General features: G+C 66.8%; 25 protein-coding genes. 14 read left to right on the top strand and 11 right to left on the bottom strand.

All coding sequences use genetic code 11. The features are described 5' to 3' along the window. Positions 1 to 16 precede the first annotated feature (16 nt). Entirely contained in the window at positions 17 to 2,266 is a 2,250-nt protein-coding gene (locus tag ACZ6IE_RS13490) for a glycoside hydrolase family 3 C-terminal domain-containing protein (RefSeq protein ID WP_464608382.1), read from the bottom strand. A 70-nt stretch (positions 2,267 to 2,336) separates the two neighbouring features. Further along, positions 2,337 to 3,863: an MFS transporter gene (locus tag ACZ6IE_RS13495; RefSeq protein WP_464608383.1), complete on the bottom strand. Its 1,527-nt coding sequence runs from the start codon at positions 3,861 to 3,863 to the stop codon at positions 2,337 to 2,339. 116 nt (positions 3,864 to 3,979) lie between these two features. Here ACZ6IE_RS13495 and ACZ6IE_RS13500 point away from each other — a divergent pair, with 116 nt between their 5' ends. The 3 genes from ACZ6IE_RS13500 to ACZ6IE_RS13510 all read left to right on the top strand — a co-directional run bounded on the left by ACZ6IE_RS13500 (position 3,980) and on the right by ACZ6IE_RS13510 (position 5,938). Then, positions 3,980 to 4,612: a TetR/AcrR family transcriptional regulator gene (locus ACZ6IE_RS13500; RefSeq protein ID WP_464608640.1), complete on the top strand. Its 633-nt coding sequence runs from the start codon at positions 3,980 to 3,982 to the stop codon at positions 4,610 to 4,612. Positions 4,613 to 4,707: 95 nt separating this feature from the next. Beyond that, positions 4,708 to 5,202, top strand: a complete 495-nt coding sequence (locus ACZ6IE_RS13505) for a hypothetical protein (RefSeq protein ID WP_464608384.1) — start codon at positions 4,708 to 4,710, stop codon at positions 5,200 to 5,202. Then, the gene (locus ACZ6IE_RS13510) at positions 5,186 to 5,938 is read left to right on the top strand and encodes an SDR family NAD(P)-dependent oxidoreductase (protein WP_464608385.1); all 753 of its coding nucleotides are present in this window, start codon (positions 5,186 to 5,188) and stop codon (positions 5,936 to 5,938) included. Before ACZ6IE_RS13505 ends, ACZ6IE_RS13510 begins: the two co-directional genes overlap by 17 nt. Positions 5,939 to 5,941: 3 nt before the next feature. Here the strand turns inward: ACZ6IE_RS13510 and ACZ6IE_RS13515 are convergent, their stop codons facing one another. From ACZ6IE_RS13515 to ACZ6IE_RS13525, 3 genes are read right to left on the bottom strand one after another with little or no spacing between them, the layout of a single operon-like run. Further along, entirely contained in the window at positions 5,942 to 6,256 is a 315-nt protein-coding gene (locus ACZ6IE_RS13515; protein WP_464608386.1) for a DMT family transporter, read from the bottom strand. Continuing rightward, on the bottom strand, positions 6,256 to 6,603 hold the full coding sequence (locus tag ACZ6IE_RS13520) for a DMT family transporter (protein ID WP_077054766.1): 348 nt from the start codon (positions 6,601 to 6,603) through the stop codon (positions 6,256 to 6,258). Before ACZ6IE_RS13520 ends, ACZ6IE_RS13515 begins: the two co-directional genes overlap by 1 nt. After that, positions 6,600 to 7,214, bottom strand: a complete 615-nt coding sequence (locus ACZ6IE_RS13525) for a TetR/AcrR family transcriptional regulator (RefSeq protein ID WP_464608387.1) — start codon at positions 7,212 to 7,214, stop codon at positions 6,600 to 6,602. Before ACZ6IE_RS13525 ends, ACZ6IE_RS13520 begins: the two co-directional genes overlap by 4 nt. Positions 7,215 to 7,339: 125 nt before the next feature. Between ACZ6IE_RS13525 and ACZ6IE_RS13530 the strand changes: the two genes are divergently transcribed. Continuing rightward, entirely contained in the window at positions 7,340 to 7,996 is a 657-nt protein-coding gene (locus ACZ6IE_RS13530; protein WP_464608388.1) for a GNAT family N-acetyltransferase, read from the top strand. Positions 7,997 to 8,120: 124 nt separating this feature from the next. Then, positions 8,121 to 8,870, top strand: coding sequence for a MerR family transcriptional regulator (locus ACZ6IE_RS13535; RefSeq protein ID WP_464608389.1), 750 nt, complete (start codon positions 8,121 to 8,123; stop codon positions 8,868 to 8,870). Between the two features lie 99 nt (positions 8,871 to 8,969). Here the strand turns inward: ACZ6IE_RS13535 and ACZ6IE_RS13540 are convergent, their stop codons facing one another. Continuing rightward, complete coding sequence (locus ACZ6IE_RS13540) at positions 8,970 to 9,512, bottom strand: hypothetical protein (RefSeq protein WP_464608390.1); 543 nt, start codon at positions 9,510 to 9,512, stop codon at positions 8,970 to 8,972. Positions 9,513 to 9,628: 116 nt separating this feature from the next. Beyond that, entirely contained in the window at positions 9,629 to 9,895 is a 267-nt protein-coding gene (locus ACZ6IE_RS13545) for a DUF1905 domain-containing protein (protein ID WP_077055556.1), read from the bottom strand. 363 nt (positions 9,896 to 10,258) lie between these two features. Between ACZ6IE_RS13545 and ACZ6IE_RS13550 the strand changes: the two genes are divergently transcribed. After that, positions 10,259 to 11,128 (top strand): SDR family oxidoreductase, encoded by an 870-nt coding sequence (locus tag ACZ6IE_RS13550; protein WP_464608391.1) that lies wholly within the window; start codon positions 10,259 to 10,261, stop codon positions 11,126 to 11,128. Positions 11,129 to 11,252: 124 nt separating this feature from the next. Here ACZ6IE_RS13550 and ACZ6IE_RS13555 read toward each other — a convergent pair whose 3' ends face one another. After that, positions 11,253 to 12,353, bottom strand: coding sequence for a zinc-binding dehydrogenase (locus ACZ6IE_RS13555; RefSeq protein WP_464608392.1), 1,101 nt, complete (start codon positions 12,351 to 12,353; stop codon positions 11,253 to 11,255). A 25-nt stretch (positions 12,354 to 12,378) separates the two neighbouring features. Beyond that, complete coding sequence (locus tag ACZ6IE_RS13560) at positions 12,379 to 12,978, bottom strand: TetR/AcrR family transcriptional regulator (RefSeq protein ID WP_464608393.1); 600 nt, start codon at positions 12,976 to 12,978, stop codon at positions 12,379 to 12,381. Positions 12,979 to 13,552: 574 nt separating this feature from the next. Between ACZ6IE_RS13560 and ACZ6IE_RS13565 the strand changes: the two genes are divergently transcribed. The 5 genes from ACZ6IE_RS13565 to ACZ6IE_RS13585 all read left to right on the top strand — a co-directional run bounded on the left by ACZ6IE_RS13565 (position 13,553) and on the right by ACZ6IE_RS13585 (position 16,652). Beyond that, positions 13,553 to 13,948, top strand: a complete 396-nt coding sequence (locus ACZ6IE_RS13565; protein WP_464608394.1) for a VOC family protein — start codon at positions 13,553 to 13,555, stop codon at positions 13,946 to 13,948. A gap of 75 nt (positions 13,949 to 14,023) precedes the next feature. Continuing rightward, entirely contained in the window at positions 14,024 to 14,506 is a 483-nt protein-coding gene (locus ACZ6IE_RS13570; protein ID WP_464608395.1) for a hypothetical protein, read from the top strand. Continuing rightward, positions 14,496 to 14,813 (top strand): transcriptional regulator, encoded by a 318-nt coding sequence (locus tag ACZ6IE_RS13575; protein ID WP_464608396.1) that lies wholly within the window; start codon positions 14,496 to 14,498, stop codon positions 14,811 to 14,813. The genes ACZ6IE_RS13570 and ACZ6IE_RS13575 overlap by 11 nt, the downstream gene beginning before the upstream one ends. Positions 14,814 to 14,946: 133 nt before the next feature. Next, entirely contained in the window at positions 14,947 to 15,618 is a 672-nt protein-coding gene (locus ACZ6IE_RS13580) for a MerR family transcriptional regulator (protein ID WP_464608397.1), read from the top strand. Beyond that, positions 15,615 to 16,652, top strand: coding sequence for a hypothetical protein (locus ACZ6IE_RS13585; protein ID WP_464608398.1), 1,038 nt, complete (start codon positions 15,615 to 15,617; stop codon positions 16,650 to 16,652). Before ACZ6IE_RS13580 ends, ACZ6IE_RS13585 begins: the two co-directional genes overlap by 4 nt. 25 nt (positions 16,653 to 16,677) lie before the next feature. On the opposite strand, the gene ACZ6IE_RS13590 is transcribed toward ACZ6IE_RS13585, so the two are convergent. Then, entirely contained in the window at positions 16,678 to 17,241 is a 564-nt protein-coding gene (locus tag ACZ6IE_RS13590; protein ID WP_464608399.1) for a TetR/AcrR family transcriptional regulator, read from the bottom strand. After that, a complete protein-coding gene (locus tag ACZ6IE_RS13595) occupies positions 17,238 to 17,831 on the bottom strand; it encodes a sugar O-acetyltransferase (protein WP_464608400.1) in 594 nt (197 codons plus the stop codon). The genes ACZ6IE_RS13590 and ACZ6IE_RS13595 overlap by 4 nt, the downstream gene beginning before the upstream one ends. Before the next feature lie 61 nt (positions 17,832 to 17,892). Here ACZ6IE_RS13595 and ACZ6IE_RS13600 point away from each other — a divergent pair, with 61 nt between their 5' ends. From ACZ6IE_RS13600 to ACZ6IE_RS13610, 3 genes are all read left to right on the top strand, one after another. Then, entirely contained in the window at positions 17,893 to 18,480 is a 588-nt protein-coding gene (locus ACZ6IE_RS13600) for a DUF1349 domain-containing protein (RefSeq protein ID WP_464608401.1), read from the top strand. Positions 18,481 to 18,611: 131 nt separating this feature from the next. After that, positions 18,612 to 18,941: a hypothetical protein gene (locus ACZ6IE_RS13605; RefSeq protein WP_464608402.1), complete on the top strand. Its 330-nt coding sequence runs from the start codon at positions 18,612 to 18,614 to the stop codon at positions 18,939 to 18,941. 104 nt (positions 18,942 to 19,045) lie between these two features. Further along, positions 19,046 to 19,507, top strand: a complete 462-nt coding sequence (locus tag ACZ6IE_RS13610; protein ID WP_464608403.1) for a hypothetical protein — start codon at positions 19,046 to 19,048, stop codon at positions 19,505 to 19,507. Positions 19,508 to 19,523: the final 16 nt, after the last annotated feature.

Here is a 19,523-nt window from a genome sequence, read left to right on the forward strand (position 1 = left end):
ATTCCTTGGTCGAAGACTAGCGGCGGTTCGCCTCGGCGAGGACCTGCTCGACGAACTCGCGCGTCAGGCCCGTCTGTCCTTGGCCCAGGTAGCGGCCGACGGGGATGGACGCGGCCATCTTCGCGACATCCATTCCGAGCTCGTCTCCGCCCTGATCGGCCTGATCTCCGCCACCCAGGCCCGCTTCAACCATCTTCTGCATGAACAGCGGTCCGGCGACCGGGTGTTCGGTGACCTCGAGGAAGGAGCTCTCCATCGTCAGCGGGATGAAGACGTCGTCGCCGTCGACCTCCACGACGGTCTCGAGACGGATGTCGCGGCTCGAGGAGCCCACCCGCACGGCGTATTCGCCCTGCTCGACGGTGAAGCGGTCGACGCGCGTGTCCCAGACGGCGAGATCGTCGCGGCGGATGGTCATCTCGACGGTGCGGCTCTCACCGGCGGGCACGTCGACGGCGGCGAATGCACGGAGTTCGTTGACCGGTCGGGCGACGGAGGATGCGGCGAGGCCCGTGTAGACCTGAACGATCTCGCGCCCATCCCGGCTGCCGGTGTTGGTCACCGTGACGTTGACGGAGAGGCCGTCGCGGGCGTCGCGCACCACGAGGTCGGAGTAGTCGAACGAGGTGTAGCTCAGGCCGTGTCCGAAGGGGTAGGTCACCGAGAGGTCACGTGCGTCGTACCAGCGGTAGCCGACGAACAGGCCTTCCGCGTAGCGGACGCTTCCGCGCTCGCCCGGGAACGACATCCACGCGGGGACATCCTGAATGCGTTCCGGAACCGTCTCGGTCAACCGCCCGGACGGGTTGGCCTCGCCGAAGAGGATGTCGGCGATGGCACCTCCGCCGGCTTGACCGAGGAGCGCACCGTCGAGCACGGCCGGCGCGGCCGTCACCTCGGCCAGTCGCACGACGCCGCCGTGCGAGAGGACGACGACCGTGTTGGGCTGCACGCCCAGAACCGCGGACAGGAGGTCGAGCTGCTCCTGGGGCAGATCGATGTCGTCGCGATCGAAGCCCTCGGACTCCTGGTGGGCGCTCAGGCCCAGGAACACGACGGCCCGATCAGCCCGGCCGGCCGCTGTGACCGCTTCGTCGAGCAGGGTGTCGTCGTGTTCACCGCGGGTGCGGAAACCCTGCGCATAGGTGACGTCGGCCGAGGGAGCGAGCGCCCGGATCTCGTCGAGGGGCACGTCGACGCGCGTGGGGTTCACGTGCGAGCTTCCGCCGCCCTGGTAACGCGGTGACGAGGCGAATTCGCCGATGACGGCGATCGAGCCCGTCGTCGGAAGAGGGAGAAGGTCGTTGTCGTTTTTGAGGAGTACGACAGCGGCTCGGCCCGCCTCGCGGGCCAGTGCGTGGTGCGCGTCCACGTCGAAGACCGCATCGGCACGGTGGCCCTCGGCGCCGAGCTGCGCGACGCGAGCCATCTTGCGGGCGGCCCGCTCGAGCGCTGAAGCGTCGAGTCGGCCGTCCTCGACAGCCGCGGCGACCGCTGCATCGGCGTCGGCGTCCGGCCCGGGCATCTGCAGATCGAGGCCTGCCTCGACCGAGGCGACCTTGTCGACGACCGCGCCCCAGTCGCTGATGACGGCACCCTCGAAGCCCCAGTCGTCGCGCAGCACCTCGGTGAGAAGCCAGTGGTTCTGTCCCGCATGCACGCCGTTGATCCGGTTGTAGGAGCACATCACCGTCCAGGGCTGCGCGTCGCGCACGACGCGTTCGAAGGCACGGAGGTAGATCTCGCGCATGGTGCGTGCGTCGACGTCGGAGCTGATGCGCATCCGGTCATGCTCCTGATTGTTCAACGCGAAGTGCTTGAGCGATGCGCCGACGCCACGACCCTGCAAACCGCGCACCCAGGCCGTTCCGAGCTCGCCGCTCACGTGCGGGTCCTCGGAGAAGTACTCGAAGTTGCGCCCGCACCGCGGGTCCCGCTTGATGTTGATGCCCGGCCCCAGCACGATGGCCACGTCGGCGGCCTGAGCCTCGTCGGCCACGGCCTCACCGATGCGACGCGCGAGATCGCGGTCCCAGGTCTGACCGAGCCCGACGGCGGGCGGGAAGCAGGTGGCCGGCACGCTCGACGCGATGCCGAGGTTGTCCGTCGCATCCAGCTGTTTGCGCAGCCCGTGCGGGCCGTCGGTCATCATGATCGACGGGATGTCGCCGACGGGCGTGGTGCGCCAGAAACCCTCGCCCGTGGTCAGGGAGATCTGCTCCTCGACGCTCAGGTCGGTGATTGCCGTCGTCTGGGTGGTGCTCATGGTCGTACTCCTCGGTTGCGTATGTGTGGCGGCCGGACATCCGGGCGCTGGTCGGTGCGGGATCTCGGTGCTACTTGGCGCCCTTGACCGGGATGATCGCGAGCCCGGCCACCAGGGCGAGGACGAACGCGATCGGCCAGATCAATTGATAGGAGCCGGTCGCCGCGACCACACCTCCCGCGATGATCGGGCCGAGCGCCTGCCCGACGTTGGTGGCGATGCCGGCCATGCCGAGGTCGCGCCCGGCAGAGTTCTCACGGTCGGGCAGCACCTCGATGAAGAGCGCTTGGTCGATGGGCAGGAAGATGCCGAAGGCCAGGCTCGTCAAGATCGACTGGATGAACAGCGCGGGCAGGCTCGGCCAGACGAACGGCACGAGCATCGACAGGGCCATGAGCACCGACGCGATCATGACGAACGGCTTGCGGCGCCCGAACTTGTCGGAAAGTTTGCCGACCACGGCGATGGCGATCATCGTCGCGGGCAGACCGGCGAGCGACATGAGCGGAAGAATCGACGTGGCTTCGGCCTGGCTGAGCGCCGGGCGGATGTAGCTCTGCATCATGAAGAAGCCGAGGGCGGAGGACAGGGTCCATCCGAACATGAGGAAGGCACGCGAGATCCAGACCCACCGGAAGTCGGGCGTGCGCAGCGGGATGAGGAACCCGCTGAGCGTCATCTTCGAGCTCTTCTTGGGGACATTCAGGGTGAGCGACGAGCGGTCTCGAAGAATGACGACGAACATGCCGAGGAACAGCACGGGCAGCACGGCGAAGACCGCATAGGTGCCGAGACCGAAAATGGGGAAAAGCACGCTGGCACCGATGGTTCCGACGAGTCCGCCCAGGAAGTTGCCGATGGACCCGGCCGATGACGCTCCACCGCGTCGCTGCTCGGGGATCCGGTCGGCGAGCGTGGTGTTGAGCGGTCCCTGAGCGAAGTTCAGCACCACGGAGATCACGATGTAGAGCGTGACGAGCAGTGCGAGCGTGGGCACGAAAGGCATGAGGAGAAGGAGGGCGGAACCCGCCACCCCACCGAAGAGGATCCAGGGTGCTCGGCGGCCGAATCGCGACCGCGTGCGGTCGGACAGCACACCGATGATCGGCGCGACGAACGCGATGAGGACGACCGACAGCGAGCTCAGGATCGATGACGCCGAGGCCCGGGCGACCTCGAATTGGCCGAGGATGCCGAGGAGGCGGGTCTGATCGGTGGTCGCCGTCGCCGTGCCGGCGTCGACGGCCGCCTTGAGAGCCGTGAGGTCTTGCAGGTTGGTGCCGGCGTCGGCCCCCGTGAACCAGCTGCTGAACGCGAGTTCCTGAATGTGGTTCGGAATGACTACTCCACCGACACCGCTGAAGATCGCGGATGTCGCGGCGAGCCCGGCCGCGAAGAGAACGCTGTACGTGACCAGGGGACGTCCGCGCAGGTACTGCAGTGACATGCCCTGCGTCTGCGGTTCGGTGATGACCGGACTCGTGTCCGCCTTGCGCTCGGCGCGCGTCGGTTTGCGGCCCGATCGGTCGGTCACCTGGGTGGTTCCTTGTGATTCCTCGGTTGAGCCCGACGGCTCTTCGGAGTGGTTGCTCGACATCCGATCCTCCTCGATCGACAGCATGAATATGCCGCTTCTGCGCGACTTTCGATGAAGTTAGCACAAAATCGCGCTGTGATGGTATTTTTGTTCGCGCCAGCATATTGGGGAGCATGATGACGACGTCCGCACCGACCACACCTCGCCCGCGAGGACCTTACGCCAAGACCGCACAGGTCCGACAGCGCATTCTCGAAGCATCGGCGATTGTCTTCGCCGCATCCGGTTTCGCGGCTGCGACGATGAAGGAAGTCGCGGAACGCGCCGGCATCAGCGAGCGAGGCCTCGTGCACCATTTCGCGTCCAAAGCCGAGTTGCTCGCGGCGGTGCTCGAGAAGCGTGAGGCCGAGAACACCGCCCGCATACCCCTTGTCGCCGGGTCCGACGTGCTTCTCGCGATGGTGGCGATCGTGGAATCCGACAGCCTCGACCCCGCGATCGTCGAATTGCACAGCATGATCTCCGCCGAGGCCGCTTCGGCGGACCATCCGGCCCACACGCACTACCGGCAACGCTATGAACTGGTTCGAGAATTCGCCGAACGGTCGTTCGGCGAGCTTCGGCGCATGGGGCAGCTCGAAAGCGGTCTCACCGACCAGGAGCTGGCGGCGATGTTCATCGCTCTGAGCGATGGATTGCAGCTTCAATGGCTCTACGACCGCGAATCAGTGCAGAGTGCAGCCCTGCTGCGCCGCTTCCTGGAGTCGCTGACGCCCTCGCTGAGTCGGCCGGCCGAAACCCGTCCCTGACACGAACGGGAGGCACGACCATCCCCCGAGGCAGACTCTTCGGCCCGTCGGCCCGCACACGTCGGCGTGCCGACGACCTGAGCGAGGAAGGCCTAATGATCGTGGCCGCCGGGTTGCGCATGCGCGCCAAGAACCGGCTCATCATGCAGGCGTTCACGGGACCGGTCGCCGGCACCGCATTCTCGGTGACAGACACCGTGCAGTTTTTGCGCGACGACATCTCAGAGACGATCGACGATAAGCGCGAGGAACTGCGCGCCCTGCGGGAGGTCATGCGGGGAGTGCGCCACAAATACGGCTGGCCCGAATCGCCGAGCGACTATCGACGGCAAGACCTCTCCGCCCTGAAACTTCGCGCTCTCGTCACAGAGTCCCTGATCGGGCGCCTGTCAAGAGTCATCCATGACGAGCGCTACCTCATGGATCTGTTCGAAACCGCCCGGAACGCGGCACTCGACGAATCCTTCGCACCTCGTCTCACCGTGGCCGAACACCCGCGATACGCACATTCCGCCAGCGAGCGGAGTGAACGCATGAACCTCATCAAGGAACAACTAGAGCAGGAGATCCACCATGGGCGTCAGACTTGACGGCAAGACAATACTGGTCACCGGCGCGGCGTCGGGCATCGGCCTCGCCATCGCATCAAGGTTTGCTCACGAGGGTGCGACCGTCGCCTTCTCCGACCTGAACATCGACGCCGCACGAACGGCCGCCGACAAGCATCCGGAAGCTTTTCCCCTCGAGCTCGACATCACAGCGGAAGCGAGCATCGAGCGGGCCTTCGCCGACATCGCGGCCCGCGGACTCACGGTCGACGTCGTCGTCGCCAACGCCGGCGTGCAACTCTTCGGCCGCGACGCCCCCATCGCCGACCTCGATCTCGAGGCCTGGCGCCGCACGATCGACACCAACCTGACCGGCACCTTTCTCACGGTCAAACACGCCGTGCGTGCCATGCGCGGCCGGGGAGGCTCGATCATCCTGACCGGTTCGCCGACCGGCCTCAACGGCGAGGGTGCGGACTTCACGGCCTACAGCGCCTCCAAAGCGGGCATCCACGGACTGGCACGGACGGTCGCGGCCGCCTACGCAGCGGACGGCATCCGGGTGAATACCGTCGTGCCCGGTTACACGGAAACCCCCCTGGTCTCGGCGATCTCGACGGACACCGATTCGCGACGCTCGATCATCTCGCGCATCCCCCTCGGCCGGGCCGGCTCGGCGGCCGACGTCGAGGGAATCATGGTCTACCTCGCCAGCGACGAATCGTCGTTCGCCACCGGAAGCCTCTTCCGAGTCGATGGAGGAATGACAACCCTCTGATGTTTAGTGGCCGAGTTCGACCAGGAACACGCCGGCGATAATGAGGCCGATACCCGCGAGCATCGTGCCCGTCAGCGGGTCCTTGAATAAGACGCGTCCGAGGATCGCGGTCAGCGCGACCCCCGTTGCGGCCCAGACGCCGTAGGCGATGCCGATCGGTAGGCCGAGGGTGAGCGCGACCGCGAGCAGCGAGAAGGCGACGAGATATCCCGAGACGACGGCGATGTACCAGCGCTTCTTGCCGTCGGTTGCGAGTTTGAGGCTGATCGTGGCGAATACCTCGGTGAGGATCGCGATTGCGAGCAGGAGCCAGCCCATCAGCGTGCCGCCTTTCCGCGCGCCGCGAGGGCCCGCTGTGATCCGATTTCGACGAGGAGCACGCCGGCTGCGATGAGCGCGATGCCGCCGAGCATGACCGGTGTGAGGGCCTGACCGAACAGAACCGCCGCCATCACAGCGGTCAGCGCAACACCCGAGGCGCCCCAGATGCCGTAAGCCACGCCGATCGCCATGCCGGAACGCAGCACCCGGATGAGGAGCGCGAAGGACGCGAGGTATCCGGCGACGACGAGCGCATACCAACCCGGCTGATCGACGGCGGCCTGCATAGACAGCGCGGCCGTAACCTCGGACAGGATCGCGGCGCCGAGATAGATCCACTTCATGCTGCGTCCTCCTCTGCCAGGGTGGCGAGAGTATCCGCTGCGACAGCGATCGATTGCTCGGCCGCCGCATCATCCCGGTCGCTGAGCCACGACGAGGTGATGCCCTCGGAAACGGCGATGAACACCCGGGACACCTGAACCACGGGCCTGCGCCACGAGATGCCGTGTGCCGACGACCACGCTTCCACGTTGGCGGTGACCTCTTGGAGGTAGGAATCGTGTTCCCACCGGGCGAGGTCATGCAGCGCGGGGTCGCGCCGCGCCAACGAGATGAGCTCGGTGAGCGCGAGGGCCGCGTCTGGTCGCGCCCGAACAAGGTCGAGATTCGCTCGGATGCCGGCCGTGATCTTCGCGGTGACAGCCGGCGAGTCGATCTCCACGGCGAAAGCAGCCGCCATCGAGCGGCGAAGCTCCCGTTCCAGAACCGCGCGGAACAGATCCGCCTTCGAGCCGAAGCAATAGTGGAATGCACCGTGCGGCAGGCCGGCGCGAGCCGTCACGGCCCGCGTGGTGACGGCCGGAAGCCCGTCGTCGGTCATCACGGCGAGGGCGGCGTCGACCAGTTGCTCTCGCCGCTCCTCGACGCTTCGGTGTTCTTGGGGTGTCGTCATGCGTCGACCATAACCCAAGTTGGCCAGTTGGCCAAGTCTGTGTGACAGCCCCACATTTGCCCTGGCTTTCCTGTTGCGCATGCCGCACTTGGCCAAGTGGCCGAGTTTGTCCGTATGGTCGATCCATGACCACTCTCAACGACTCCCCCACCGACCGGAACCACCCCGGCGAGGCTCGCCACATCACCATCCGGCGCGCGCATCCCACCGAGCGGGCCGCGGCACTCCCGCTGGCGGAAGCCTTCAGCGACGACCCCGTGATGGCCACATTCGTCCCAGCCGGGCCCGACCGTCGCCGCCGGTTGGAGAACCTGTTCTGGGCGATGCTGCGCTCAGGCCCACTGCAGTCCGGATCCACGGACGTCGCCGTCGACGAACGGGGCACGATCGTCGGTACCGCGGTCTGGGAGGCACCGCACACGGGACGCGAGCCCATCCTGCCAACCGTCGAGCAGATCCCGAACTATGTCCGGGCCCTCGGCCTCCGAGGATCCATCGCCGCCCTCCGCCACCGCGCCGTTCTGCAGCATCCCCGCCCGCGGTTACCGCACTGGTACTTGGCCGAAATCGGCGTATCGTCGGCAGCGCGCGGATTCGGCGTGGGCACCCTCCTTCTCGAACACCGCCTGGAACTCATCGATCACACGCGGGATGCCGCGTATCTGGAGTCATCGACCGAGCGGAACCGGGCCCTCTACCGCCGACATGGATTCGTCGAACTCGGCATCATCGAGGGCCTGCCTTCAGGCGCACCGATGGCCATGTGGCGTCCGCGCCGATGAATGAGCAGGGATGCGTGGACCGAACCCCGCGCATCCCTTGATTCGTTACTGCTGACTCGGTTCGCTTGACTCTGCCGTTGCGTCAACTGGGATGGTTGCAGATATGGGAGAGAAGGGAGCAGGCATGCGGGATTGGCCGATCAAAGATGTGGCCCGCGCGACCGGGCTGACCAGCCGAACGCTTCGGCACTATGAGCAGATCGGGTTGCTGCGGCCGTCGCGTGTGGCGAGCAACGGGTATCGGTTCTACGGGGATGCCGAGCTGTCGAGGCTTTATCGCATCCTGTCGTTACGTGCGCTCGATGTGCCCCTCGCGGACATCGCGATTGCGCTTGATGACGACGCGTCGTTGGCCGAGACGATCCGCTCCCACCTCGCGCTTCTCGAAGAGCGCCGAGACCGAACGAATCAACAGATCGCCGTCGTCAGGCAAACCCTGGACGCGGTGCAGAAAGGACAAGAGATGAGCATCGAAGAGGTGTTTGCGGGCTTCGACCCGAGCCAGTACGAGACCGAAGTGCGACAGCGCTGGGGCGACGACGCATGGGAGGACAGCGCGCGGCGCCGGGACCGGATGACGGAGGACGAACGCCGGGCTGGCGATGCACGCAGCCTGGATGTGAATGCTGCGCTGCGGGCGGCGGCCGATGCGGGCACAGACCCGGCATCGGATGCATTTCAGGCGCTGGTCGGGAGCCACCACCAGTGGGTCACGGAACAGTGGAACGGGCGGAAGCCTGATCGGGACTCGTACGCGGGGCTCGCTCAGCTTTACGTCACCGACTCACGGTTTGCGGCGACATACGGCGGCCAGGCCAATGCCGAAGTCATCCGCGCTGCGATTCAGATCTGGATTGACGGGAACCTGAGATAGAGCGTAGGAAGTTGCGCCGCGACGCATGGCCTGACCGCCCACGAGAACGACTCGACGTGTCGGACTCGCATGAGGGCGGCGCCGGCCACTCGTGGTCCGTCAGACGCTCGGGCGCCCGGCGCCCGGCGCCCACACCCAGTTCTTGTCGTCGACGCGCGCGCCGCGGGCAAATGTGACGGAGCCGGTCGAGACGGCGATTCCTGATGCCGCAGCGGCCTGTTCGACGGCCCGCGCGAAGGCCGTCCACTCCTTCGCCCCCTGCGGGAAGCCCAGGTAGTCGCGGAACCGGCTCACGCTCAACACGCTCGCACCCGAGGACGGCTCGGTGGTGAGCTGCGCGACGACGTCATCCTTCTCGACCCACTTGATCGCCCAGCCGCCGCCGACGTGCGCGCCGGCCTTGCGGGGCATCGTCGCCACGGCCGCGTCGACCACGTGATGCGCGGCGGCCTCGTCGGCGTGGATGACGACCGTGCGGCCCAGGGCCTCGAGCACGCCGGGCAGTTTGCCGGCCGCATATTTCTCGCCTGCCTCACGACCGGCGGCGTTAGCCCGACGTTTGAGGAAGGGCCGCGCGATGGGCCATCCGATCAGCATCACGAGGATGAGGACGGCGAGCAGGATGATTCCGATGTTGTCCATGATGGTGAGTAACGCTATCGGCGGGCAACCTCGCGCACCATGGGCACCTGTGCCCACCCAGCCCGAGGTTGTGGGCCGAGGCAATATGGCCGTTCGTTCGAGCTGGAGGTCGGAGTTCAGGTGAGACGTTCGGTCAGATGAACGGTGACCGAATCGCCGAGGTCCTTGCCGAGCTTCTTCCGCAGCTTCGCACTGATCGAGAGCATGTGCCCACCGACACCGGTTGGCATCAGCCCGGCTGTCAACGGCTCCCCGTCGACGGTCGCGACGACCTTCACCGACTTGCCGGTGCCGAACAGTTCGACCGAGCCTGGGACCTCGACGCAGGACCAGAGATCGCCCTTGACCGTGACCCCGATGGGGGCGGTGAAGGTCACGTCCATCTGCCCGGGGCTTGTACTCACGGTGTGCTCCTCTGCTCTGTCGACGGTGACGCTGACACTGACACTGACACTGACACTGACACTGATCTGCCTCGAGAGTATCGAATGGCCGCAGACGAATCCCCCAGTTGGAGAGAGTCGGCTGGGGGACGTCTCGAACAACGTGTCGGTCAGAAGTTCACGATGAGACGCCACCGATACGGGACGTCATTGATGTAGGCACCGCTTACCTGAAAGTGCGTAGGCGGTCGCCCTTGAACCTCGCTCGCCGACGCGGGAGGCTTGCAAGGGCCCGTTGAGCTACCAGGCCGCGGCCATTAAGGGCGGCGAGACATCCGCCGTCACCATCGAGGAGGACTTCACGTGAGCGACACCCAGACGAATGCGGCTGCGGCAACACTGGCGGTCACCGGCTCGACCGGGGTGGTCGGCGGATACGTGGCCCACGCTCTCGCCGATCGCGGCGTGCCCCAGCGCCTGCTGGTGCGCGACCCGGCGAAGGCACCGCAGTTGGCCAAAAGCACCGTGCACCGCTCCAGCTACGGCGACGCCTCGGCGGCGTCCGAAGCACTGGAGGGGGTCGAGACCCTCTTCATGGTGTCCGCGTCCGAGAGCGCTGATCGACTCGAGCAGCACCGCACGTTCGTCGACGCGGCCGCCTCGGCTGGCGTTCGTCACGTCGTCTACACGTCGTTCGTCGCCGCGGCCCCCGACGCGATCTTCACCCTCGCCCGCGACCACTTCGCCACCGAGGAACACATCAAGGCATCCGGCATGTCGTGGACCTTCCTGCGTGACAGCTTCTACATCGACTTCATGGAAGCCCTCGTCGGCGAAGACGGCGTCATCCGCGGACCCGGCGGCACCGGCCGCGTCGCCATCGTCTCGCGCGCCGACGTCGCCCGCACGGCTAACGCGGTGCTCCTCGATCCCGCCGCGCACGCCGGGCGAACCTACGACATCACCGGCCCCGAGGCGCTGAGCTTCGCCGACGTCGCCGCCACGATCAGCCGCATCCGCGGGCGAGACGTGACCTTCTACGACGAAAGCATCGAGGAGGCCTACGCATCGCGAGCGCCCTATGGGGCACCCGATTGGCAAGTTGACGCTTGGGTGAGCACCTACACCGCCGTAGCTAGCAATGTCATGGCACCCGTGAGCGACGCCGTCGAGACCATCACCGGCGAGGCCCCGGAAAGCCTCGCGGCGTTCCTGCAAAGAACGCCGCGCTGACCGTCTCCCCTGGCCTACCACCCGGCCGAGCCGCGAGCGGGCCAGGCAGGTGCGGAGTCGCACGCCACGTCACCCGCCCACCCCGCCACGGAACGCTAGACCAGACCAGAGCAGTTGGCTCCGACTAAGAGCTCAGGCCCGACGTGATGACCACGCGGGTCACCTCGGGGTTCTTGAGCTCCTCATAGCCGGCCTCGATGTCCGTCAGCGCGATCTCTCGCGACATGAGGTCGTCGAGGTTGAAACGCCCCTGCAGGTAGAGGTCCGCATAGAGAGGAATATCGTGCTTCGGGGTGGTCGAGCCCATGTACACGCCCTGGATGCGCTTCTGTGTGCCGATGAGCCCGATGGTCAGGAGGGGCAGCGTGGCGGTCGGGTCGATGATGCCGACGAGGTAGAGACCTCCGCCGGGGCGGATCATCTCGAGGCCCGAAGCCGTGACCGCGGGGATGCCCACGAAGTCGAACGCCGCGTCGGCACCGCGGCCGGTGATCGCCAGAACCTCGGCCACGGCATCCGTCGTCGTCGAGTTGATGACGTGGGTCGCACCGAAACGGCGGGCCTTCTCGAGCTTGTCGTCGGCCACATCGACCGCGATGATCGTGGTCGCCCCGGCGATGAGGGCACCGTTGATGGCGTTCAAGCCCACGCCGCCGGCACCGATGATCACCACGGCGTCACCGGCCTGCGTGTTCGACGTGTTGATGACCGCGCCCGCGCCCGTGACGACACCACAGCCGAGCAGAGCAGCCTGCGCGAACGGGATGGCGTCGCTGACCTTGACGAGCTGGTTCTCGTGGATGAGAGCCTGCTGCGCGAAACCTCCCAGGCCGAAGACCTGCTCGACCTTCGCGCCGTGGGTGTCGATGACGCGAGCGGGCTCGTCACCGGTGCGCAGGGTTGCCTCGGGGTGCTCGCACTGGAACGTGCGGCCGGTCAGACACGCCTCGCATTTTCCGCACGACTGCACGAGACAGCCGACGACGTGGTCGCCGACCGAGAACTCGGTGACGGCGGGGCCCACAGCGGCGACGACGCCGGCGACCTCGTGGCCGAGCAGCATCGGCAGCGGGCTGCCCAGATCGTTGCGCGAGTAGGTGAGGTCGGTGTGGCAGAGCCCCGACGCCTTGACGTCGATGAGCACCTCGCGACCGACCGGATCTGCGAGCTCGACGTCTTCAGTGACGAAGCCCGCGCCGATTTCTCGAACCAGGGTGGCTTTCATGGGTATTCCTTTCTTCGGGCAGGGCTCAGCGAATGCCGCTGAACCAACTCGGCAGGAGGCGGGTCAGGTGGGCCGCTAGCTCCTCCTCGCCGAGCACGATCTCATCGGTGATCCAGGCATCCAAGAGCCCGAATGCGGCACCGGCGATGTAGCGCGCGGTCGGCTCGGGTTCGAGCCCCTCGGGGCGCTGCGGATGATCGCGCAGCGCGTCCTCGATCACGGCGGCCATGGCCCGCACCCCGGCCAGGTATCCGTCTTTGGTGACCGGCAAGGCACCGACGGCGGAGTACAGGACACGGTTTCGGGCGAAATGTGCGACCAGGCGGTCTTGGGAGGCGCGCATCGCATCGGGCGTCTCGTCGCGCTGATACAGGTCGGCGATGGCGACGAAGGCGTCGCGCCGCAGAACGTCTGCCAGCTCGTCGAGGTCGGAGTAGTGCGCATAAAAACTGGCCCGGCTGATGCCGGCGGCGCGGACGATGGCGGCCACGCTGATCTCGCCATCGGACGCCGAGAGCTCGGTGACTGCGTCGGTAATGGCCATGCGCGTGCGGGCGACGCGGGGATCGAGCGAGCCCTGCAGGGTGCGACGGAGTTCCTCGTTCGACCCAGCGACTGCGCTCATAGTGGTGATGGTACGCCTTTTCTGGACAGCTGTACAGAACTGCCGTTAGGACGTCATCGATTCAGACGGATGCTGCGGCGTTCGTTGTAGAGGTAGAAGAGGACGTAGGCGATGAGCGAGAGGCCGATGCCCGCGCAGAAGACGAGGGATCCGTTTGATCGCTCCGCGCACGGCCTGACGCTCCTCGGCCAGGTCGCGCAACGTGGAGCTGACGAAGACGCGAAGGAGTTGATCGGGGGTTCTGATCGAAACGGGAGTGAGATTCATGAAGCATCCGATGTGAGCGCTCTCTTGACCGCACGCGGGCGGCGTGAAAATGAGGATGTCCGTGGCGGCAGCTTCGGCGGGAGGACCCCGTGAGGCTCGTGCGGCCTCGAACGGTTGCAGTCGATCAGGCGCGATCGACCGGGCGGGATGCAGTCACCCTATCCCGCGCTCCCCCCGCGCGGCCATGGTCCTCAAGTACATGAAACCTCGGCTTCGAGGCTGAGGCTGGGACGCCGTCGGCATCCGCGGGGCGTAGTGCGCACACAAATACCTTGACGCGCGGCACCACCGAGATCAGCATGGCCGCATGACCATATTCATCACGTGCCCGGTCGAGAGCGTCGAACGCGCGACCGCTTTCTACACGGCCCTCGGCTGGCGTCGCAACGATGAGATGTCGGGGCCCGATGCATCCTGCTTCGCGATCGCGCCCGATCAGTACATCATGCTCGGCAGCCGGGCCATGTACGCCAGCGTCGGCGCCACCGAGGACCTCATCGGCGGGCCCGAAACCCCCTCCAAAGTCACGGTCTCGTTCGACCTGGACAGCCAGGAGGCCGTCGACGAGCTCATCGAACGTGCAGGGGCCGCGGGCGGCCGCATCGGCGACACGGATGACTACCCCTTCATGTACCAGCGCCAATTCGACGACCCGGATGGCTACCACTACTCGCCGTTCTGGATGAGGCCGGCGGTTGACTAGCGCGGAGTCTCAGCCGGGCCACATCACTTCGCCACCCTCTTGCTTAACCGGATGGCATGTGAAATGGTTTCCAACATGGAAAGTCATTACGAAGGCTCTCACTACCCTGCCGACGACCGCAATAGGGATGCTCGCGAGGCGCTGGGTGCGCTCCAGTCCGACCGTTCGGCCCTAGCCGATCGGGTCGCCACGCCGCGCTGGTACTACCCGCTTCTCAGCTTGGCGACCGCAGCGATCATCGGCTCGCCCATCGGCACCGGGACGATCTGGCAATCCCTGCTGGTCACGTTCGCCTCGCTCGGCATCGTCTTTCTCGCGCTGGCCTATCAAAAGAAGACGGGCGTGACGATCACCCACACGGCTGGACCGCGCAGCCTGACCGTCGCCATCGTCATGGGTGTCGTCATCGTGCTGCTGCTCGGGGTGTCGTTCGCCCTTGCCGCCACCGGGAACGGCGTGTGGATCATTGCGAGCGCCCTCGCGGCGTTCCTGGTGATGTGGCTGGGCGGCCGCGCCTACGACCGCGCCTTCGACCGGGAGCTGCGGCGTGGCCGATGACGCGCGCTTCTCCGAAGCGATCCATGCACCGAACCGCCTGCGGATCTGCGGCCTGCTGCGCCCCGTCGACAGCGCCGAGTTCTCGGTTCTGAAAGACACGCTCGGGTTGTCGGAGGCGAACCTCTCGAAGACGGTCCGCAGCCTCGTCGAACTGGGCTTCGTGACGGTGAAGAAGTCGACCTCCTCGAGCCGCACCGACAAGCGCCTCACGACCACGCTCAGCCTGACGCCGCTCGGGCAATACACGTTCGACGCCCACATCCTGGCGCTGCAGCGGCTGGCCGCCGAGGCCCTGGGCGATCAGTAGCTATCGCGAGACGCCTGCGGTCGCCCGGCGAAGAGTTTCACGGCCGAGGTGACGGCAGAGAGAAACTGACAATCATGCACGTTCAGACCCATTGCCTCTTGTGCCCCTGAATAGATAGTGCCACTATCGGAGAGTGCGAATATCCGAAGTTGCCCAAGCCGCCTCCGTCCCATTGACGGCCGTGAAGTACTACCAACGCGAAGGGCTCTTGCCCCCGGGCGAGAAGTCCGCGCCCAACCAGACCACCTACGACACGCGACACGTCGAGCGCGTTCGACTGGTTCGCGCGCTCCTGGAGACCGGTGGCCTGTCGGTGGCCGTGACCAAGCAGATCCTGGCCGTGCTCGATGCCGACGCAGCTCCCCTCGCCGAAGTCTTCGCCGCCGCGCAATATGCGATGACGAGCAGTCGATCACAGGACAACGGCGCCAGCCAGGAGTCGCGGGACCGCATCGAGGGGCGCGTGTCGGCGGCCGGCTGGTGCACGACCTCGGACAACCCCGGCCTCGAGGCGGCCGCCCGGGCGCTGGACGGGCTTCGCACGATCGGATTCGATGCCCCCGACGCCTACCTCGATGCCTACCTGAACGCGGCCGCGACCGCCGCGCGGGCAGATGTCGCCGCGCTGCACGGCCGCCAGGAGCGCGACGCGATCGCGGAGTTGATGGTGGTCGGCACCGTGCTCGGCGATCCGCTGTTCGCGGGGCTCCGTCGCCTCGCGCAGCAGGACGCGACGCACGACCTCTTCCCGGTGAGCGATCATGCTTCGAACGCCGGCGCCGACATGGAAGGCGCCCAGTCATGACGACCCGCGTCACCCTCACACCCATGGGCGACGACGCCGGGGCCGGCCCCGGTTCCGGCTCCGGCCCCAGCAGCGGCCATCCCTTGATCGCGGCCATGCGCCGCGCCTTCGCCTGGCATCCGCCGCTCATGACGGTCGCGGGCCTCATGGCCGTCTGCGCCGTCATCGCGCTCGTGGGAATGTGGCTCGACCCGCGCGTCATCCTCGGTGCTCCGGCTTGGGCGAAGCCGCTCAAGTTCTCGTTGTCGATCCTGCTCTACACCGTGACCTGGGCGTGGCTCATCGCCCACTTGCCGCGCTGGCAGAAGTTTGCGCGGCGCCTCGGCACCGTCATCGCCGTCACCCTGGCGATCGAACAGGTGCTCATCGTGTGGGCCGCGGCGACCGGCACGACGAGCCACTTCAACGTGTCGGATGGCGTGCACGTCATCGTCTGGGCCATCATGGCCGTTTCGATCACGATCATGTACTTGGCGACCTTCCTCACCTCGGTGGCGCTCGTCTTCCTTCGCCTGCCGACCCCGGCGCTCACCCTCGCCGTTCGAGCCGGCGCCGCCATAGCGCTCGTGGGCATCGGCGTAGCCTTCCTCATGACGGGTCCGACCCCGAGCCAACTCACCGAGCCCACCGGAATCATCGGGGCCCACGCGGTCGGTATCGCGGACGGCGGGCCCGGCCTACCGATCCTCGGCTGGAGTCTCGTCGGCGGCGACTACCGTGTCGCGCACTTCGTCGGCATGCACGCGCTCCAGATCCTCCCGCTCTTCGCCCTGCTCGTGAGCGTCGTCGGCGCGCGCATCCCACGCCTGCGCAGACCCGGCACGCAGACGCGGATCGTGGCCGTCGCCGCGGCAGCGTATGCACTGGCAACCGTGTTGCTCACCTATCAGGCTTTCGTCGGCCAGTCCGTCGCGCACCCCGCGGGGGCGGTTCTCGTGGCGGCAGTGGTCATCACCGTCGCGGCCCTCGAGGGCGCGGCGATCATCCTGCTCCGCGCGCAGCCTCAGTACCGCAACGCCACGACCGCAGCCTGAACCCCTGCTGTCGTGCCCCGGCCGATCAGGGGCGCAGGATGCGGCGCACGGCCTCGACGACGAGTGCATCATCCGGCCGCGTCACGTCGAGGGCGCGGTGGATGGTGAGCCCCTCGATCAGGGCATCGAGCAAGCGTGCGGTCGACGGGTCGAAGTGCCGCTCGAGGGCCGCGCGGCTGCGAGCCATCCAGGTTTGCGTGATCGTGCGGTATTCGGGTCGGCGAGCCGCGAGCGTGTAGAGCTCGTGGGTGAGGACCAGATCGCGGTCGGTGCCGAAGGTGTCGTGCAGGATGATGTCGACCACGGCGCGCTCGGCCTCATCGTCGGATGTCGCGCTGTCCAGGCGGCGCGCGAACTGCGTTGCGACCTGATCGGCGAAGAGCGTGAACGCTTCGCGCAGGAGCTCGTCCATGCCGGTGAAATGGTAGGTCATGGACCCGAGTGGGACGTCGGCCGCGGCGGCCACACGACGGTGGGTCGTGCCGTCGACCCCGACGTCGGCGATGACGTCGAGGCAGGCCTCGATGACGCGCTCCCGCCGGTGCGGGTCGGTGCGGCGCGTGGCCCGCTCAGGGCCTGCCGACGTCACCGCGACTCGTCGATGGCGCGGACGACGCGGGCGGGGTTGCCGACCGCGACGACACCGGCCGGGATGTCGCGCGTGACGACCGATCCGGCGCCGATCACGCTATCCGAGCCGATGGTCACACCGGGGCACACGATGACGCCGCCGCCCAGCCACACGTTGTCGCCGATCGTGATGGGTTTGGCGCCCTCGATCTTGTCGCGGCGGGGCTGCGCCTCGACGGGATGCGTCGGAGTGAGCAATTGCACGTTCGGGCCGATCTGGCAGTCCTCGCCGATGGTGATGGCGGCGACATCGAGGGCCGTCAGGTTGTAGTTGACGAACGTGCGCGCGCCGATGTGGATGTGCTCGCCGTAGTCCACGAAGAGGGGCGGCTTCACGACGGCGTCGGGGCCGAGCGATCCGAGGAGTTCGACGAGCAGGGGACGGGCGGCCGCTTCATCCGCGAGCGTGGCTCGATAGTAGGCGTCGGCCAGGCGATCCGCGCGCCCGGCCCGACGCGCCATCTCGGGGTCGTCGGCGATGTAGTCGTCACCGGCGAGCATCCGCTCGTAGTTGCTGCGGGAATCTCCGGGGAAGTGGTCGATCATCATGTGTACAAGTGTACGCTGGGGCCGTGGCCGGCCGGGCCGCGTTGAGGAGAGGACATCCGCCATGACCGATATCGACTGGACCGCAGGCACCTGGACGACGCCCCCGGCGCGCGTAGATATCGGCGACGACGGCATGCGCGTGACCGCCGTCGAAGAAAGTGACGCCTGGCGCATCACGTCCTACGGCTTCATCCACGACACCGAACACGCCCTGCTCGTGCCATTCGAGCAAAACTCGGCCATGGAGGTCGCGTTCCACCTCGACTTCGAAGCACAGTTCGACCAGGCGGGCATCTTCGTCAAGGTCGACGACACCACCTGGATCAAGACCGGCGTCGAACGTAGCGACGGCGAAGACAGCCTCGGAGCGGTCGTCACGCGCGGCATGTCCGACTGGTCCCTCTCCCCCATCCCCGGCTGGCATGGACGGCTCGTCACGATTCGCGCCAGCCGATCCGGGGATGCTCTCACCATCCGTGCCCGCGTCGACGACGAAGCCTGGCGCCTCGTTCGCGTCGCACCCCTCGACCCCGACGCGGCGGTCACCGCTGGCCCCATGTGCTGCGCGCCATCCCGAGCCGACCTCACCGTGCACTTCACGTCGTGGCGCGTCGTCGAGGCCGACGAGAGCCTGCACCCCGAGGACTGAACGATCCCGCCGACAGAAGCCCCGGGCCGGAAACTAGCGGGCGGATTCGGTGAGGTCAATCCCTGACGCGCACGCCGGGGGGTCATCTAACGTCGTCCTCAGAACCAGTCACGAGGAGGGGGACGAAGACCATGCAGAAGCTCTTCTACGCGAGCGGATACGTCATCTTGGGAGATGAGATCTGCACGGCCGTCGTCGAGTATGCGCGCGCCCTGGCCAACGTCGGCAAATCGGACCTCGTGACCGTTCCGGCCCTCTCGGACGAAGCCTTGCGCGGTGAAGCCCGCCTTCTTCTCGGCCCTGCGAGCCAACTCTTCTCCTCGCCGGCAGTCGACCGGGCCGTCGATCTCGACGATCCGACGGCACTGGAATCGATGCGGGAGAAGACCCGCAACCTCCGGCCGCCCAAACCCCGCGAGGGCGCCGAAGACGATCAAACGTCGGGCTTTGACGACCTCTAAAGCAGAAGAAGCCCTCGGCACGCGCGGACGTTCTCCCGCAACCGGCCGCGCTCGACGATCCCTCGATAGAGCAGTCGCGTGCAACCATTGCGCAGGGGGAATTCATGCGACTCGTCAACATGTCTGTTTTCGCCGTGGCAGCGACCGCGGCGACCTGGCTCGGGCTGATCGTCTGGAATGTCCTCCTTTTCGGCTGGGCCGGTGACGGAAGCCCGGGAACGCCTCTGTTCGCGAGCTTCCTGCTGCTCATTCCGCTCCTCGGGTGGTGCGCGCTCGGCGTGCTCTTCTACGCCGGGGGCATGTTCACGATTCCGCTGCTCTTCACCCGCCCGAGCTGGTTCGCCGGAGCAGTCTCGGGGGTGACGGTCATCCTGCCGTTTGTGTTGTTCATGGTGCTGTCTCTGAGCCCCCTCAATGGCGTTCACCAATCCGCTTCGTCACTTTTTCTGAGCCTCGGAGAATATGCGGTCTCCATCTCGTGGGCGGCGCTCTGCGGCACCTTGTGCTCGCCGTTGATGCGTTCCGGCACGGGAACCGCCCAGCGAGCGGACAGCCGCGCGGCCTGAGGCGCCGGTTCGCCTG

The sequence above is a fragment of the Okibacterium sp. AC114 genome (assembly GCF_979253355.1).